This is a genomic window from Paenibacillus oenotherae (assembly GCF_019443105.1).
Classification (GTDB): Bacteria; Bacillota; Bacilli; order Paenibacillales; family Paenibacillaceae; genus Paenibacillus_Z; species Paenibacillus_Z oenotherae.
The window spans coordinates 1-18,340 of the sequence record NZ_JAHZIJ010000015.1; the positions used below are offsets into that span (position 1 = coordinate 1).

The window sequence follows — 18,340 nt, forward strand, 5'->3', positions numbered from 1 at the left end:
GGAAGCCGTTGTCCAATACGCGGCTGTATGTCATGGATGATCGGCTCAGGGAGCAGCCGATCGGGGTAGCCGGAGAGCTGTGCATCGCGGGAGCGGGCTTGGCGCGCGGCTACCTGAACCGCCCGGAGCTGACGGAAGAGAAGTTTGTGCAGCATCCGAACGGAGAGCGGCTGTACCGGACGGGAGATTTGGCGAGATGGCTGCCGGACGGCAACCTGGACTATTTGGGCCGGATTGACGAGCAGGTGAAAATCCGGGGCTACCGGATCGAGCTGGGCGAGATCGAGGCGGTTCTGCAGCGACACGAGCAGGTGAAGGAAGCGGTAGTGATTGCGCGTCAGGATAAGGGAGCGGATTCCTATCTGTGCGCGTATGTGGTTGGTCACGGCAAGCTGGAAGCAGCGGAGCTTCGCCGATATGTGGGAAGCCAACTGCCAAGCTACATGGTGCCGGCGTTCTTCGTAGAATTGACCGAGGTGCCGCTGACGCCGAACGGGAAGGTGGATCGGAGAGGACTGCCGGAGCCGGAGCGGAGCGCTATGGGAGGCGAAAGCTACGTAGCGCCGCGGACGGAACTGGAAGCGAAGCTGGCGGAAATCTGGCAAAGCGTGCTGGGTATCGCGCAAGTCGGGGCGAAGGATAATTTCTTCGAGCTGGGCGGTCATTCGCTAAAGGCGACGATGTTGGTAGCGCAGCTGCATAAAGAATTGAATGTGAGCATCCATCTTCGTGATATTTTTCAGACTTCTTCTTTGGCTGAATTGGCTGAAAGAATATCTAAAATGGAAAAAGAAGAATTTAATTCTATTGTAAAGACAGAAACACGCGCCTATTATCCGGTCTCTTCCGCTCAGAAACGTATGTATGCATTAAGCCAGCTGGAAGGGGTGGAAGCCAGCTACAATATTCCAGTAACCTATCTAATAGAAGGAAAGCTGGATACAGAAAGGGTAGAGGAGGTGTTCCGAACGCTTCTTGAACGCCACGAATCGCTTCGTACATCCTTTGGTATTGTAGAGGAGGAAGTGGTTCAGTTCGTTCATGAAGGGGTTCCTCTGGTTATTGAGTATGACAGTTTTGCAGATGAGTCGAAGATACACGATCACATTCTCAAATTTGTTCGTCCATTCGATCTTTCCCAGCATACGCTATTGCGGATAGGGCTGACGGAGATCGGTACGGACCGCCATATCTTGCTGCTTGATATGCATCATATTATTTCGGACGGGACTTCTTTGTCGATTCTGGTAGAGGAGTTTATCCGGTTATATCAAGGAGAAACGTTGACGGAGCTTAGACTGCAGTACAAAGACTACGCCGTGTGGGAGCGCGATATTGCGCAAAGCAAAGCGTACAACAAGATTAAAGCTTACTGGCTTGAGCGCTTTTCCGGGGAGGTTCCAGTGTTGAACCTGCATACCGATTATCCTCGTCCGTCCATCCAGAGCTTCGAAGGGGCCGCGGTCAACTTCCGTATCGAACAAGAGACGGCAGCGGGGCTGCGAAAGCTGATTGCTTCTACCGGAGCGACTATGTATATGATACTGTTGGCGGCATATACCGCTCTGTTGTCCAAATATACCGGACAAGAAGATATTATTGTTGGAACGCCGGTTGCAGGTCGGTCGCATGCAGATCTCGAAAAAATCATCGGTATGTTCGTCGGGACGGTTGCGTTGAGAAACTACCCGTTGCCCAACAAACCGTTTAGTGATTTTGTTCTGGAAGTCAAAGAGAACGCCTTGCTCGCTTTTGAGAACCAAAGTTATCCGTTGGAGGAGTTGGCGGCAAATTTGAGTCTGCCGAGGGATCCGAGCCGAAATCCGATATTCAGTACGATGTTCGCACTGCAAAATATACCGGATAACGAATCGTCGAAAAAAGAGCATCTTTCATTATCCTTCACTCCGCTTGGCGATGATCATTATGTATCCAAAGTGGATCTGACGCTGTACGCCATGGAGAATGAAGCATTGGGCACATTGGATATGAACCTGGAATATTGTACGAAACTTTTCAAACGAGAAAGCATCGACATAATGGCTGGACATTTCATTAAATTGCTGGAGCATATCGTGCACCAGCCGGAAGCAATGATTGCGGATATTCCGCTTTCCATGCCGCATCAAAAACAGGAAGCACGGCTTGAACTGGCAGAGATAGACTTCTAAATCAGATACCATATACCACCAAGAAGAAGACAATAACGGCATATCTAACCTAACGAAGGGTATGCCGTTATTATCCTGTTGGTTTCTCCGCATGATACCTTCAAATAAGAGGAGAGACAAAATGGTCTTTGTATACGACAGAGAGACGCTAAACGACCGTGATTACTGGTCTAATAAAATAAACGCAATAGAGGGAACCGTGTTCACTCCCGACTTTTCAGCTGCGAATCCAAGGAAAAACAGTCTGTCGTCCATTAGACTTGCCTGTAGCGAGGAGCTTCACTTTTCGATACAAAAGATTTGTAAAAATTCGGATTACTTATTGCACGCTTTCATTATAGCGATTGTTAAGGTGTGTGTTTACAAATATACAGGCCAAACCTCCCTTGTCATCGGAACGCCGACTTACCGTTCGGATCAGGAAGGCAAGTCTGCAACCATATTGCCTGTGAGTACGGAGCTGAGAAGCGAGGAAAGCTTCAAAACGTTGGTTCGGAATGTTCGACAAACGTTAATAGAAGCCTATGAGCACGATCGTTTCCCACTAAGCCAGCTTATGAATACGGAAGAGGATCCCCGCTGGCCGGATATTACCGTTCTTGTAAACACCGTTCACGATAGGGAAATCCGGTCTCCTTTCGAACAGAATTTGCTTATTTCCGTGAGCCCGCAAGATAGCGGATTGGAAATAACGGTTGATTATAATTCGGAACTCTACCATCAGGAGACGGTAAGCTTGATTGCCGAACATCTGATTCAATTAATGACGGGAGCTGTCAGTTCTGAACTGGATATTCCGGTTTCCAATTTGACGCTATTGTCCGAGTCTGGCAGAAAACAGCAGGAGAATTGGAATGAAACAGACCGGCCGTTCATGGATGGGATGACCATACATCGCCTGTTCGAGAATAGAGCGGAACAGCATCCTGATCGAATTGCCATCCGATTTGAGCAACAGAGCCTCACCTATAAGCAATTGAACGATAAAGCCTCACGGGTAGCCGCTGAGTTGATCCGCCAAGGGGTTGGCAGGAACAGGGTAATAGCTATTGCCGCGAAGCGGTCGCTGGAGATGATGGTTGGAATACTCGGGATAATGAAGGCAGGGGGAGCCTATTTGCCAATCGACCCGAGTCTGCCTGCCGAACGGATTCAATATATGCTGCAGAACAGTCAAACGATGGTGCTGCTTCTCCAAAACGAGGCGATTTGCGAGGCCATACCTTTTGACGGAAACAGAATTATATTGGATTCGTCGAACACGGATGCAGATTCGGAAGACAGTTCCGTCGTTTTGCCGGAAAACGCTCCAAGCGATCTTGCTTACGTCATTTATACGTCTGGCTCCACAGGCCAACCGAAAGGGGTCATGGTTGAGCATGTCTCGCTAATGAACCGGCTAGAATGGATGCAGAACGAGTATCGGTTGTTGGAAACCGATGTTATTCTTCATAAAACGCCGTTCGTATTCGATGTGTCTGTATGGGAGTTGTTTTTGTGGATCATAGGCGGAGCGTCCGTCGTAATGCTTCAGCCTGAAGGGGAGAAGCTTCCCGACGTGATCATTCGGGAAATAGAAGCCAAACAAGTGAACATTATTCATTTTGTGCCGTCGATGTTCCATGCCTTTCTTGATTATGTCGATAGTTTGAAAGATAGGTCGGCATTGGCTTCATTGAAGAGGATATTTACAAGCGGTGAAGCGCTGGGGCTGCACCATGTACAAAAATTCGATGAACGGTTGGGACAGCCGTTCGGGACGAGGCTTATTAATTTATACGGTCCGACAGAGGCAACCATTGATGTTACGTACTATGACTGTACAGGTGGTCTAACGGACAGGACGGTCCCGATCGGCAAACCTATTCAAAATACGAAAATTCATATCCTTGATCCGGATGGACACCCTCAGCCTGTCGGTGTGTCTGGGGAATTATGCATTTCCGGCATGGGCCTGGCCAGAGGATACATGAATCGGACGGATTTAACCGCTGAGAAGTTTATTGATCGGCCCGTACGGCTTCCTGATGCGGAACGGATCTACAAGACGGGAGATTTGGCCAAGTGGCGCAGCGACGGGAATATTGAATATTTGGGCAGAATCGATCAGCAGGTGAAGATTAGGGGCTACCGCATCGAATTGGCTGAGATTGAATTCGTCCTTCAGTCTCATGAGGCTGTCAAAGAAGCGATCGTCATCAAACTTTCGAGCGATGAAGCAACCGAGTCACTATGCGCATACTATACCTCTGAGTCAGAAGTTCATGCCGACATGTTAAGAGCGCATATGGCGAATCGTATTCCGGAGTATATGATTCCGGTCTACTTCGTTCGGTTGAATCAGCTGCCGTTAACCGTTAGCGGCAAGATCGACAGGAAGGCTTTGCCGGCGCCTGACAATTCTAAAGAGGACGAGTATGTGGCGCCGTCGACAGCGCTGGAAGAACATCTTGTCTCGATTTGGTCGTCGGTGCTTGGGAAAAAACGGATCGGCGTTACAGACAATTTCTTCAAGCTGGGCGGAGATTCGATTAAAGGCATTCAGGTGTGCGCCAGATTAAATAACATTGGCTATAAACTGGAGATGAAAACATTATTCCGGTACGCAACTATTGCCGATGTAACGCCTCACATTCAACAAATCGATGAGCAAATCGATCAAGGGCCGGTTACGGGCGAATTGCCGCTGCTGCCTATGCAAGAGTGGTTTTTCGAGCAGCAATTTGTACAAATGAATCACTGGAATCAGGCGGTTATGCTATATAAGGAATCGGGCTACGACGAAAATATAGTAAAAGGTGTATTCGACGGCATCCTCGAGCATCATGACGGTTTGCGGAGCGTGTATTTCAAAGATAGCGAGGGATCGTACCGAGGGCAGATTAAAGCCGTTGAACAGCCGCTTTATACATTCGAAACGATAGCATTTATTGGATTGGACGGCATTGAACTGGCTCAAGCGATTGAAACAGAAGCGAACCGGCTGCAAGCTTCTATCGATTTGAACGAAGGGCCTCTAGTCAAATTAGGATTATTCAAAACGGATAGAGGCGACCACCTGCTGATCGCTATCCATCATCTTGCTGTAGACGGGGTATCTTGGCGGATTATTTTCGAAGATTTTTCTGGAGGCTACAAGCTGTTGGAGGAAGGAAGTCCTCTACAATTCCCTTTGAAAACTCACTCTGTGCAAGAATGGGGCAACTCCCTTCGAGAGTATGCCACAAGCGCCGAGTTTGCAGGAGAGGCCACCTATTGGGCCGAGGTTGAGCGAACGGTCATTGATCCGCTTCCAAGAGACTATGTGCTCTCCAAATCCCGGATTGCCGATTCCGCAATGGTGGAGCTTCAATTGGGAGAAGAAGAAACCGAGCTTTTGTTGACGCAGGTCAATTCCGCTTACTTTACGGAGATCGGGGATATTTTACTAGCTGCTTTAGGACGTGCCGTACAAGGATGGACTGGAAGCTCCAAGATAGCGGTTACGATGGAAGGGCATGGACGCGAACCGATTATAACGGGAATCAATATTAATCGAACGGTCGGCTGGTTTACTTCGCAATACCCTGTTGTTCTGGATATTCCGTACAATAGTGATCTTTCTTACCAAATCAAAAAGGTAAAAGAAACGCTGCGCGCCATCCCCCAAAAAGGAGCGGGATACGGCATCATGCGGTATTTATCCGGGGAAGGGACTGCAGAATTAGGCCGTTTGGATCCGGAAATCAGCTTTAACTATTTAGGACAATTCGACCAGGATACGGAAGATACGGATATTCAAATGTCTCCTTTCCCGTCTGGGAGTACTATGAATGAGAACAGCAAGCGGAAAGCTGCGCTCGACATTAACGGAATGGTCTCGGGGGGGCGTCTATCCGTCTCGATCAATTACAACGGCAAGGAATATGAAGAAGCGACGATATCCCTTCTTGCTTCATCGTTCCTCAAGAATCTTCAAGACATCATTGTGCATTGTGTAAATAGGACGGAAGCTGAATGCACCCCGAGCGATATTTTCTATTCAGGCGTTAGTCTGGAAAGTCTGATCGATATGCAGCAAAAGTGGAGTAAGGAAGGACGAATTCAGGATATTTATCCGCTGACACCGCTGCAAAACGGCATGTATTTCTACTCCGTCTATGATCAAGGCTCCGATGCGTATTTCGAGCAAACATGTTTTGATTTGGACGGGGATTTCGATGTGACGCTATTCGAGAAGAGTCTGAATAAGGTAGTCGAACGCCATGAAGTGTTTCGGGCTGTTTATGATACTGAGACGCTGGACAAGCCGCTTCAGCTAATTATGCAAACCCGACTCTATTCTATTGACTATGAGGATATTTCGGAGGCAGAGGATCAAGAAGCCTATATGGCGTCGGTTAAAAAGAAGGACAGGGAAAAAGGATTCAGGATCGGAAATGAGCGTCTGATGCGGGTGACGGTATTAAAGCGCAACGATGCCTCTCATTATGTCATATGGAGCTTTCATCATATTCTGATGGACGGTTGGTGCATCTCCAGAGTGGCTGATGAGTTATTCGGAATCTATGACGGTTATCGCAGCGGTCAAGAGCCGATCCTGCAAACGGCGCACTCCTACCGATTATTTATAGAATGGCTGGATCGTCAGAATGAAGAGAACGCAAAGATTTATTGGCAGCAATATTTAGAGGGACTCGATGAACGAACGGAGCTTCCTTACAAGAAAATAAGCAGCGGATTTGAGAAGTATGATGCGAATGAAAGCACGCTTGTCTTGGACACGCGGTTGACGGAGAAATTAGTTCGACTCGCGGCCGATCAGCAAGTTACGATGAATATCGTTATACAGACGGCGTGGGGGCTGCTCCTTCAAAACTATAACCGGAGCCGAGATGTCGTATTTGGAACCGTCGTATCGGGCAGACCTCCCGAAGTGACAGGCATTGAAGAGATGATCGGACTTTTTATCAACACAATTCCGGTTCGAATTAACGTTGGAGAAGGAGTCCGCTTTTCAGAGGCGTTAAAGATCAATCAAGCTGCGGCCTTATCTTCCGCACAGTATGATTTTTATCCGCTGTACGAGATTCAGGCAAATTCTAGTCTTAGACAGCAGCTGTTCGATCATATTCTCATCTTTGAAAATATTCCGACGGAAGCGGCAATGGAGAGCGGGAATGATCGGGATGAGGCAGACGGTCAAAAAAAATTGGGCATTCGGAACGTAGCGATCTTTGAACAGACCAACTACGATCTCAATGTTATCGTCGTACCTGGTCCGCAGTACTCCCTGCAGTTCAAATACAACGCAAACTTATATAGCGGCATCGGCATTGAGCAGATGAAGAGGCATTTGCTGCAAATAATAACCTTTATTGCCGATTGCGTTGAATCGCCGATTCAAGAAATCGCCATTGTCGGTGACGAAGAGTCGAATGAGCTGATCTACAGGCACAACGTCACGGATGTCGATTATCCGCGTGAAGAGACTGTCTTTACACTGTTCGAGCGTCAGGCGGCATCTGAGCCGGATCGTATTGCCGCCTCGAATAAAGATGCCCACCTCACCTATAGGGAACTGAATGAGAGAGCCAATCAATTGGCCCGACTGCTGAAGAGAAAAGGCTGCTCAAGAGGACATCATGTAGCTGTTATGGCGGAACATTCTTTTGAACTGCTAATCGGACTGCTTGCGGTAATGAAGGCCGGAGCCGCTTATATTCCGATTGATCCGGATCATCCAGCTGAGCGGGTCACGGCCATGCTGAAGGAAAGTGGTGCTTCACTGTTTCTAATGCAATCGTTCATGAATGCCGCCAACATCGGTGCGGAAATCATCTATTTGGATGACCAATCGATATATGAAGGTGAATCGGATAATATTGCTTCCGGCTGCTCAGGGGCAGATCTGGCTTATATTATGTTCACATCGGGCACGACTGGTCTTCCGAAAGGTTCGATGATTACCCATCAAGGTCTTTCTAACTATATTTGGTGGGCCAAAAAGGTCTATGTTCCGGACGGCGGTGATTTTCCGCTTTACTCGTCGATCGCTTTTGATTTGACGGTTACGTCGATATTTGTTCCTCTTATCTCTGGACGGACGGTTGTCATCTATAACGAACCGGATAAAGTTATGTCCATCCGTCGGATTGTAGAAGACAACAAGTGCGATATTATTAAGCTTACTCCAACTCATCTTTCTTTGCTTCTCGATTGTAATTGCAACGGAAGTCGAGTGCGCAGGTTGATCGTTGGTGGTGAGAATCTAAGCGCGGATTTAGCTGGAAAAATATATAAGAAGTTCAACGGAAATATTCAGATCTATAATGAATATGGCCCGACGGAAACGGTTGTGGGCTGTATGATTCATCTTTACGATGCGGATGCGGAGCAAAGGGCGTCGGTGCCGATCGGGACGCCAGCTGACAATGTCTCTATCTATCTTCTGGATGAAGGACTTCGACCGGTTCCCTACCTCGTTCCTGGCGAAATGTATATCGGAGGAGACGGCGTATCAAACGGTTACTTGAACCGAGCGGAATTGACGGAGGAGAAATTTATCGCGAACCCGTACCGCCCAGGCGAGCGGATGTACCGGACTGGGGATTTGGCGCGCCGGCAGCTGGACGGTACGGTTGAATATTTGGGCCGGATCGACCATCAGGTGAAAATCCGTGGCTACCGAATCGAGCTGGGAGAGATCGAAGCGCAGCTGCTGAAGGTGGAAGGGGTGAAGGAAGCGGCCGTGCTGGCGTGGGAAGAAGCGCTGGAAGCGTATCTGTGCGCCTATGTGGTGACAGAGAAGGAGCTAGTCGCGGCGGAACTGCGCGCGGCTCTGATCGAGAAGCTGCCGGGCTACATGGTGCCGTCCTACTTTGTTCATCTGGAGCGGCTGCCGCTGACATCGAACGGGAAGCTGGACCGGAAGGCATTGCCGGCGCCGGAAGGAAGCGATGTGGCGCGAGCGGCATATGAGGCGCCGGCAACAGAGCTGGAGAAGAAGCTGGCGGAACTATGGCAGCAGGTGCTAGGCGTGGAGCGTGTCGGAAGGCAGGACCATTTCTTCGAACTGGGCGGCCATTCGCTGAAAGCGACGACGCTGGTGGCGCAGCTGCACAAAGCGTTGCATGTGAACGTGCCGCTGCGGACGGTGTTCCAGTCGCCGAGGCTGGCAGAGCTGGCGGAAGCGATCGGCGGAATGGAGAAGACGGACTACGCGTCGATCGAGCCGGTGGCGAACAGCGACTACTACGCGGTATCGTCGGCGCAAAAGCGGATGTATATCCTGAACCAGTTGGAAGAAGGGCAGATCAGCTACAACATGCCAAGCATGTACCGGGTGTCGGGGGAGCTGGACCTTGTCCGTGCGGAGGAAGCGTTCCGACGCTTGATCACTCGTCACGAATCGTTGAGAACGTCATTTGAAATCGTGGACGGAGAGCCGGTGCAGCGGGTGCAGGAAGGAGTAGAACTTCATCTGAAGGTGCAAGAGGCGGCGGATGAAGAGGAGCTGCAGCGCCAAGCGGAATCGTTTGTGAGACCGTTTGACCTGGCGCAGGCTCCACTGCTGCGGGCGGAGGTCGTGCGCGTGACGAGCGAGGATCACCTGCTGCTGTTCGATATGCACCATATCATATCGGACGGGCTGTCGACGGAGCTGATGATCGGGGAATGGATGCGTCTGTACGCGGGAGAATCATTGTCGGAGCTGCGGATTCAATACCGGGATTATGCGGCATGGCAAAGAAAGCTGGCGTCGAGCGAAGCGATGCGGAAGCAGGAGGCCTACTGGCTGGAGACGTTTGCGGGCGAGCTGCCGGTGCTTGAACTGGCGACGGACTATGCGCGTCCGGCGGTGCAGCGGTTTGAAGGCGAGGCGGTTGGCTTCGGCGTAGAGAAGGAGACGCTGGAAGGACTGAAGCGTCTGGCGCAGGAAACGGGAGCGACGCTGTACATGGTGCTGCTGGCGGCGTATACGACACTGCTGCACCGGTACACGGGACAAGAGGACATCGTGGTCGGTACGCCGATAGCGGGAAGACCGCATGCGGATTTGGAGAAGCTGATCGGGATGTTCGTCGGGACGCTGGCGCTTCGGACGAGTCCAAGTGGAGAGAAAACGTTCCGAGAGTATGTGGAAGAAGTGAAGGAGAAGACGCTGGAGGCGTTCGAGAATCAAGACTACCCGTTCGAGGAGCTGGTGGAGAAGCTGGATGTCCGGAAGGATCTAAGCCGGAATCCGCTGTTCGATACGATGTTCGTAATGCAGAGCAGGAGCGGAGGAGAAACGCGGCAGGCAAGCGGAATGGAAGAAGCGGCTGCAGGTGAAGAACGGCTCGGTTTTGCGCCTTATGGGACAGGGAGCACAGCGGCGAAGTTTGATTTGACGCTTCGAGCGACAGAGGAAACGGAAAGTCTCGTTCTTCTTTTCCAATACAGTATAGCTTTGTTCCATAACGAAACGATTCAGAAAATGGCGGATCATTTCATCGAACTCCTCAAAGCCGTATCGATAGATCCGGATGTTCGGATGCATAAAATCGAATTATGGAACGAGCGCGAACTGAATAGTTTGATGAACGATTTCAACGGCACGCAGAGAGCTTACCCAGGTGCCTGCACCATTCATCAACTGTTCGAAGAGCAGGTGATGCGAACCCCTAATGGGATAGCGGTTGTTGACCATGAGAAACGGTTGACTTATAGCGAGTTGAATGAGAGGGCCAACCGGCTTGCTCATTTCTTGAGGGGAAGGGGCATTCGACCGGGAAAGGTCGTTGCTTTGCTCATGGAGCCATCGATTGATCTAGTTTCCGGGATGCTTGCCATTTTGAAATCAGGAGGGACTTTTTTGCCGCTTGATCCGGAATTGCCTTCTGAGAGAAGGGCCTACATGTTGGAGCTCAGCAATGCGGAACTGATCTTGACTCAAAGGGCATACGAGGTTGACGAAAATCTTCTTGGAAAAGTGGTCTGCATGGAACAATGTCCAACCTCCGGTTTATCTGATTCCACCCCGTCCTCGGAAGTTGGGTATGAGCATAATGCATATATTATTTATACTTCGGGTACAACGGGGCAACCGAAAGGGGTGCCGATTCGGCATCGGAGCCTGATTAATTATTCCTGCTGGTTTGCCGGACAAACGGGGCTGACATATAACGATAAAACGGTTCTCGTCTCCTCGTATTCTTTCGATTTGGGCTATACGAGTCTCTTCCCGGCTTTAATAAGCGGATGTGAGGTCCACCTTATGAGGAAGGAGAGATATATGGATCCCGTTTATTTCTGGTCATATGTAGGAGAAACGGAATTGACTTATGTAAAGTTGGCTCCGTCTTTGTTCCAGAATCTCGTCAGGGAGCCACAGCATATTCGCAGATGCGGCAACCATTGTTTACGCTGGATTGTATTGGGAGGAGAGCCCATCAAGCTGGAGGATATCGGACGTTATCGCCGCTTTTATGCCGAAACGCGATTTATGAACCATTACGGTCCGACCGAAACGACGATCGGGTGCATTGCTCATTCGATCGAACCGGACGACTGGCAGCATTTCAACAGCAAACCTGTGATCGGCAGACCGATTGCTAACACGAAAGCGCTGATTGTTGGCTCCTCCAATCAACTGCAGCCGGTAGGAGCGGTGGGAGAGTTATGGATTGGTGGTGATGGGTTAAGCGAGGGCTATCTCGGCGATTCTGAACTCACGAAAATGAGATTCGTCAATTCCGAAATTATGTTTGGTAAATTTTATCGGACCGGCGATCTTGGCCGCTATTTGTCGGACGGAACCATTCAATTGGTAGGAAGAAAAGATGATCAAGTCAAAATCAGGGGATATCGTGTGGAGCTTGCCGAGATTGAGAAGCAGTTGCTTGCGGCTCCTGGAGTTCGGAAGGCAGCCGTTATTCCGTTGAACAATGAGAACGGAGAGCTTGGCCTATGTGCCTATGTGCTTCTTCAAGATTCCGGAAGCATTGGCCTGCTGCGCCAACATCTGCAAAAGAGGTTGCCACATTACATGATCCCATCTTATTTAATTGAGCTTGAGACTTTCCCGTTGCTGGCAAACGGAAAGTTAGATCGTAAAGGGCTTCCTATGCTAGATAGAAGTCTCGTTAGCCAGGTGTCGTTTGTGGAACCGAGGAACAGACTTGAAACGGAGCTTTCAGAAATATGGAAAAAAGTTCTTGGAATTACTAAAGTGGGTGTAAACGACAATTTTTTTGAGCTAGGCGGCCATTCACTGAAGCTTATGGAAGTTATCCATCTAGTATATGAAAGATTGGGAGTCGAGCTTCCGTTTCGGACCTTGTATGAGCATCAGTCGGTGGAGTCCTTAGCTCATGTCGTAAGAGACAATGAATATGCCAAGCATGCTTCAAATTATATTACGAAGTTCAATAACAACGGGCGAAAGAACCTGTTTTGCTTCCCGCCGTTGGTAGGATACGGAGTGCGTTATAAGCAGCTTGCCGTTCATTTGGACGGAACAGCTGTTGTCTATGCGTTGGATTTTATCGATGAAGAAAATCCGGTTGCCCAATATGCCGATCTTCTTATTAAGACGCAGCCCGAAGGAGCTATGATACTATTTGGTTACTCTATTGGAGGCAATCTTGCTTTTGAAGTCGGACAAGAATTGGAGAAGCGGGGACGTATCGTATCCGATATTATAATGCTCGATTCGGTAAAATCGGTTCGGAAGCGGGAAGAGTTCGATGAGCATATTGAGGAGGAGATTGCTTATTTCTTAGGCGGAGCGGACGAAGAGTATGCCGACATTCTCGAGAGCGAATCCGTTAGAAATCAAGTATCCCACAAAATGCGCTCTTATATTCTATACCGAAATGATCTCATTAATGAAGGAAAGGTTAACGCCAAATTACATTGCATCGTTGCTGAACAGCCTGAGTTAGAAGATGAAGATTCGGCAATTAATCAATGGGATGACAGCAGTAATGCCGGCTATGTGCAGTATGAAGGATCGGGTAGCCATCAGGATATGCTCCAGGCTGATCATTTGAAAAATAATGCGAATATAGTGAATTACATTTTGAACAAAATCATTAACTAGAGTAAAAAATTTGAGAAGCTAAAACCTCTCAAAAATTAAAAAGGCACAGATCCTCAAACTGTTTGAGAAATCTGTGCCTTTTTTTGTATCAGTTAATTAATATTCTCGCCCTTCGGCAGCGTTTCCATTCCACCGAGATTACCTTCTTAGTAGTCGGCACACAAGTCAAAAGGGTTCCAGTTGGGCAGAGATTCTATTCATAGTACGCCTTGGAATAGGGTTTTAAAGTAGTTCGAGGGTTTAAAGAGCATTCAATGGTAAGTGAGAAGTACAGATAACTATTATTAAAATGCTGATTAAAAGGTACAAAGGGCTGCTTTGCTGCTTTTATTGAGGCGCGTACAAGAGGATCAGCGGATAGAATGAGAAGCATCTTTACGGTGTTGCTATCGTTTCTTGCAGGGGAAGAGGGGATTCACTACAATAGTGGAAAGGAGCGATCATTATGTACCGTATTTTCATAGTTGAGGATGACGATAAGATTGGGGAGCTTCTTAGGCTTTCGCTCATGAAGTATGGCTTGGAGGCGGTTCGCTGTTCGAGATTTCATGATTTGAAGCAGGAATTGGTTGAGACAGACCCGCATCTCATTCTGCTTGATATTCATCTTCCTCATTTCGACGGTTATTATTGGTGCCGCCAGTTCCGTACGGTGTCTAGTGCGCCTATTATTTTTGTTTCCGCACGCGCGGGGGAAATGGATCAGGTAATGGCCATTGAAAACGGCGGCGATGATTATGTGACTAAACCGATTCCACTGGATCTGCTGCATGCCAAAATCAAAAGCCTGCTGCGGCGAACCTATGGTGAATATGCGGCAGCCGCCGCTTCGGCAACGGAACTGGAGGCAAGCGGCCTGCGGCTGTTTACGAGCAAGAATGAACTGGAGTGGAGAGGGCAAACTGTCGATTTGACGAAAAATGAATGTCTGCTCGCGGAATGCTTAATGAAGCAAGCCGGACATATTGTTGCCCGGGAGCGACTGCTGGAGACTTTATGGGATGATGTTCAATTTGTCGATGACAATACGTTAACTGTTAATGTTACCCGCCTGCGGAAGAAGTTTGAGGAAATCGGGCTGGAAGGCGTTGTTGAGACGATACGGGGGCGCGGGTACAAGCTGAATATGGGGGCAAGCACATCATGAAGCAAGTAACGCTTCTGCGTTATTTTCGCGACCGATTGGGATATTTGATTATATTCATTGCAGCGCTGGCCCTGTCCGGGGCTTCTATTATTCTGGGGGAGATTTATTATCCCTCTACGATGAATCTGAATACTGTTTTGTATACGGGGCTGCTTGTGCTGTGTTGTGTCGCTTTATGGCTTGTGTTCGACTATATGCGCCAGCGTCCTTATTATTCACAGCTTAATGAGGCTATTCACCAAGCATCGTCATTGGATGCTTCGCTTAGAGTCCGTTCAGGTGTAACGGCTGATCAGTTGGCTGTTCAAGAATTGCTGAGGGCGCAGCATGAGGCTTATATGGACGAGCTTGGACGTTATCGAAGGCAGCTTGAGATGCATCAACACTTTATTCACCAGTGGGTGCATCAGATGAAGACACCGATTGCGGTAATTGACCTTATCACCCAGCAGGACAATGAAGCGGATTCTGTGCATGAAGCATCCTGGAAGCCGGATCTGCGAAGCATCCGGGAGGAGACGGACCGGTTGACACGCGGGCTGGATATGATGCTCTATACGGCAAGATTGGATAAGTTTGAGGTGGATGTTCATATTCGTACGATGCGACTGCAAGATTTGGCCAGAGGAGTCGTGAATACATATAAACGATTGTGTATCAGATATAAGATATATCCGCAGATTGAGGGTGAGGGCATTGTCCAAAGTGATGAGAAATGGCTGGCCTTTGTCCTTAATCAATTGATTGGGAATGCGATTAAATATAGTAAGCAAAAGCCTGGGAGCAAGAAGCTTCTGATTCGTATCGAGCCCCTTCTTCACAGCAGTGACGGGGTAGCGCTTCATGTTATTGATGAAGGAATTGGCATTGCGGCTCATGACCTTCCACGCATCTATGATCCTTTTTTTACAGGAGACAATGGCAGGCTTGTGGAGGAATCGACAGGGATGGGGCTTTATTTGGCTAAGCAGGTTTGCGGTAAACTGGGACATAGGCTGACAGTGAATTCTGAACAAGGGAACGGCGCGACTGCTACGATCACATTCACGCCTCACAGCTTGCAGCAGCTGTCAGACAAGGTGACGAATCTGTAAGGTTGGCCTTCGCATTGAAAGTTAAATCGATGGGGATCCGCTTGTCTCCAGGGGTATACTGATAGCAATTAATGAATCGTATGCTTGCGAAGAAAGACTCCACTGCTTCGCATAACTTTAGGAGGCCGCGAGGAAATGAGTGTATTGAAGACAGAAGCGCTTTGCAAAACTTATAGCAGCAAGGGCAATATTACGTATAAGGCGCTGGAGGATATTCATTTTGAGGTAGGCAAGGGTGAGTTTGTCGGTATCATGGGACCCTCGGGGAGCGGTAAAACAACGCTGCTTAATCTGCTCGCTACTATCGACAAGCCGACCTCTGGACGTATCGAGATTAACGGCAAGGAACCGACGAAGCTGAATGAGAAGCAGCTTGCGCTGTTCCGCAGACGCGAGCTCGGATTTGTTTTTCAGGATTTCAATCTGCTGGACACTTTGTCGATTAAAGAGAATATTGTTCTCCCTCTTGTATTGGATGGCATATTGCCACGCAAGATCGAGGAGAGTCTGCGTCCTTATGCAGAGCTTCTGGGTATATCCAACCTGTTAGAGAAAAGAACCTATGAGGTGTCTGGCGGCCAGAAGCAAAGAGCGGCTATTGCCCGGGCAATGATTCATCAACCTTCGATACTTCTCGCCGATGAATTGACAGGAAATCTCGACTCCAAGGCGGCTAAGGACGTTATGGAGTCGTTAAAAAGCTTAAATGAAGAGATGGGCGCTACGATTGCCATGGTAACGCATGATCCGTTCGCCGCGAGCTATTGCCGCCGTATTATTTTTATTAAGGATGGCAAGTTCTTCTCGGAAATTCGCCGGGGAACAAACCGTCAGTTGTTCTTCCAGCAAATATTGGATGCTCTTAGTGTGTTGGGAGGGAATTTCGATGACATTCCGTTCGCTCGCTCTTAGTGGCATTCGGGGAAATTGGCGGGCTTACAGCGCGTTTTTCCTAAGCAGTGTTTTTTCTGTATTTGTGTTCTATATGTATGCCTCGTTTATTTTTCATCCCGATGTGATTAACGGTCATATTGAAGGGGCGGCTGGTGTTCGTCAAGGGATGGTCGCTTGTGAATATATCGTTGCTATTTTTTCATTCTTCTTCATGCTGTACGCCAATTCGGCGTTTCTCAAGACACGGAAGAAAGAGTTCGGACTATTCACTCTATTCGGAATGACCAGAATGCAAATACGGCGAATGCTCATGCTGGAGAGCATCTTTATCGCGCTGTTTGCTATAGCGGTTGGCATCGGGATCGGCATGCTGCTGAGCAAGCTGTTCTTCATGGCGGTGGCTGTGCTGCTGAAGGTAACAAGCCCTATTCCATTTGTAGTTCCACTGAAAGCTGTGCTTTTCACAGTCGTGGGCTTCTTCCTGCTGTTTATTCTGCTAACCTTTCTGACGACGCTCCGAATCGGTCGTACGGAAATTGTGGAACTGCTCAAGGAAGCGAGCAAGCCGAAAAAACTGCCTGTGTTTTCTATATGGCTGTCGGTTCTGTCCATCATCTGCCTCGGCAGCGCATATGCAATGGCGTATACAATGAATATGAACAATATCGTTTTTTATATTTTGCCGATTCTGGGACTGGTTACGATCGGAACTTATTTCTTGTTCACGCAATGCAGTATTGCGTTAATTCGTATGGCACAGAGGAACAAAGCGCTCTTTTATAACCGGACGAATATGATTATCCTCTCCCAAATGGCGTTCAAGCTCAAGGATAATGCGCGAATTCTGTTCATGGTATCCATTCTGAGCGCAGTCATTCTGACCGCTTCCGGCACATTCTATGTGTATGCAAAGGGCGGGAGAGAACAGGTTCTATCCCAAACGCCGCAAACGATCGGATTTGTCGAGAATGGTATCGATGCTCATGAGGTGATCCATCCGGACAAAGTTCGCGACCTTATACAGGGAGACGGATTTGAGCTTGATTATGAGGTGAGCCTGGCAGGAATCCCGACCGAGAAGGTGCAGAAAGGGGACGGAAGCAAGCTGTTGGAAGACGACTGGCACGCTACTGTTGTGTCAGAATCCGATTATAATCATGTGGCCGTCTTGAAGGAAATGCCGGAGCTGTCCGTTGAGCCTGACCGGGTTGTGATGGTGTTTCCCTATAAGGAGCAGTCGGATATGCTGGACTTGAATTTCTCTTCCATTAAGGTGCAATTAAATGGAAAGTGGACAAATTTAGAGGCGGATCCTTTCCGGTTCGGAGCGATTGTAGCGCCGGTGCAGAGTTTCACGAATGTACTTGTGGTTGATGATGCGCAGTATAAGAAGTTGGCCGCGGAAACGCCCAAAAGCAAGCTGAAGGTTGCCTATGGATTCGAAATTAAAGGCTGGGAGAATGCGCAGGACACAGTCAATAAGGTGCGTGCGCAGATCAATCCATCCTATGAAAAGGCGGCACAGACGTACCGGGTGGAATCTTATCTGTATGTCAGGCAGACTTCGGCACTGACGATGTTCATCGGTTTATTCGTCAGCTTCCTGTTCTTCATCGCATCCGGAAGTATGCTTTACTTTAAGCTGTTCACAGAGCTGAAGGAGGATCAGGCACAGTTCAGGGCATTGACGCGAATCGGCATGGCAGCCAACGAGGTGCGCCGGATCGTTGTTGCACAGGTGGGCATGATTTTCTTCATACCTGTCATAGTAGGCATCGTGCATACCTTTTTCGCGATGAAAGCGCTCGGTAATCTTCTGCTATCCGATGTCTGGTTATACGCAGGTGTTGTCGTAGGCATATATATCGTCATGCAGACGCTTTATTTTGCGGTGGCCTGCTCCAATTATATGAGAAGGATGCTGCAGGCAGCCGTTTAATTTTAATTAACCTCTAAAGCCATCATTACT

Annotated in this window: 6 protein-coding genes; all 6 read left to right on the top strand. The window is 48.7% G+C overall.

Annotation, left to right across the window (positions count from 1 at the left end; genetic code table 11):
• A partial coding sequence (locus K0T92_RS18045; protein ID WP_219873878.1) for a condensation domain-containing protein occupies positions 1–2,171 on the top strand: 2,171 nt, incomplete at its 5' end.
• Between the two features lie 121 nt (positions 2,172–2,292).
• The gene (locus tag K0T92_RS18050; protein ID WP_219873879.1) at positions 2,293–13,236 is read left to right on the top strand and encodes an amino acid adenylation domain-containing protein; all 10,944 of its coding nucleotides are present in this window, start codon (positions 2,293–2,295) and stop codon (positions 13,234–13,236) included.
• A gap of 445 nt (positions 13,237–13,681) precedes the next feature.
• Positions 13,682–14,383, top strand: coding sequence for a response regulator transcription factor (locus tag K0T92_RS18055; protein ID WP_219873880.1), 702 nt, complete (start codon positions 13,682–13,684; stop codon positions 14,381–14,383).
• Positions 14,380–15,477, top strand: coding sequence for a sensor histidine kinase (locus K0T92_RS18060; RefSeq protein ID WP_246628253.1), 1,098 nt, complete (start codon positions 14,380–14,382; stop codon positions 15,475–15,477). Before K0T92_RS18055 ends, K0T92_RS18060 begins: the two co-directional genes overlap by 4 nt.
• 135 nt (positions 15,478–15,612) lie before the next feature.
• Complete coding sequence (locus tag K0T92_RS18065) at positions 15,613–16,389, top strand: ABC transporter ATP-binding protein (protein WP_219873881.1); 777 nt, start codon at positions 15,613–15,615, stop codon at positions 16,387–16,389.
• Positions 16,364–18,310 (top strand): ABC transporter permease, encoded by a 1,947-nt coding sequence (locus tag K0T92_RS18070; RefSeq protein ID WP_219873882.1) that lies wholly within the window; start codon positions 16,364–16,366, stop codon positions 18,308–18,310. Before K0T92_RS18065 ends, K0T92_RS18070 begins: the two co-directional genes overlap by 26 nt.
• The last annotated feature ends 30 nt before the right edge of the window (positions 18,311–18,340 follow it).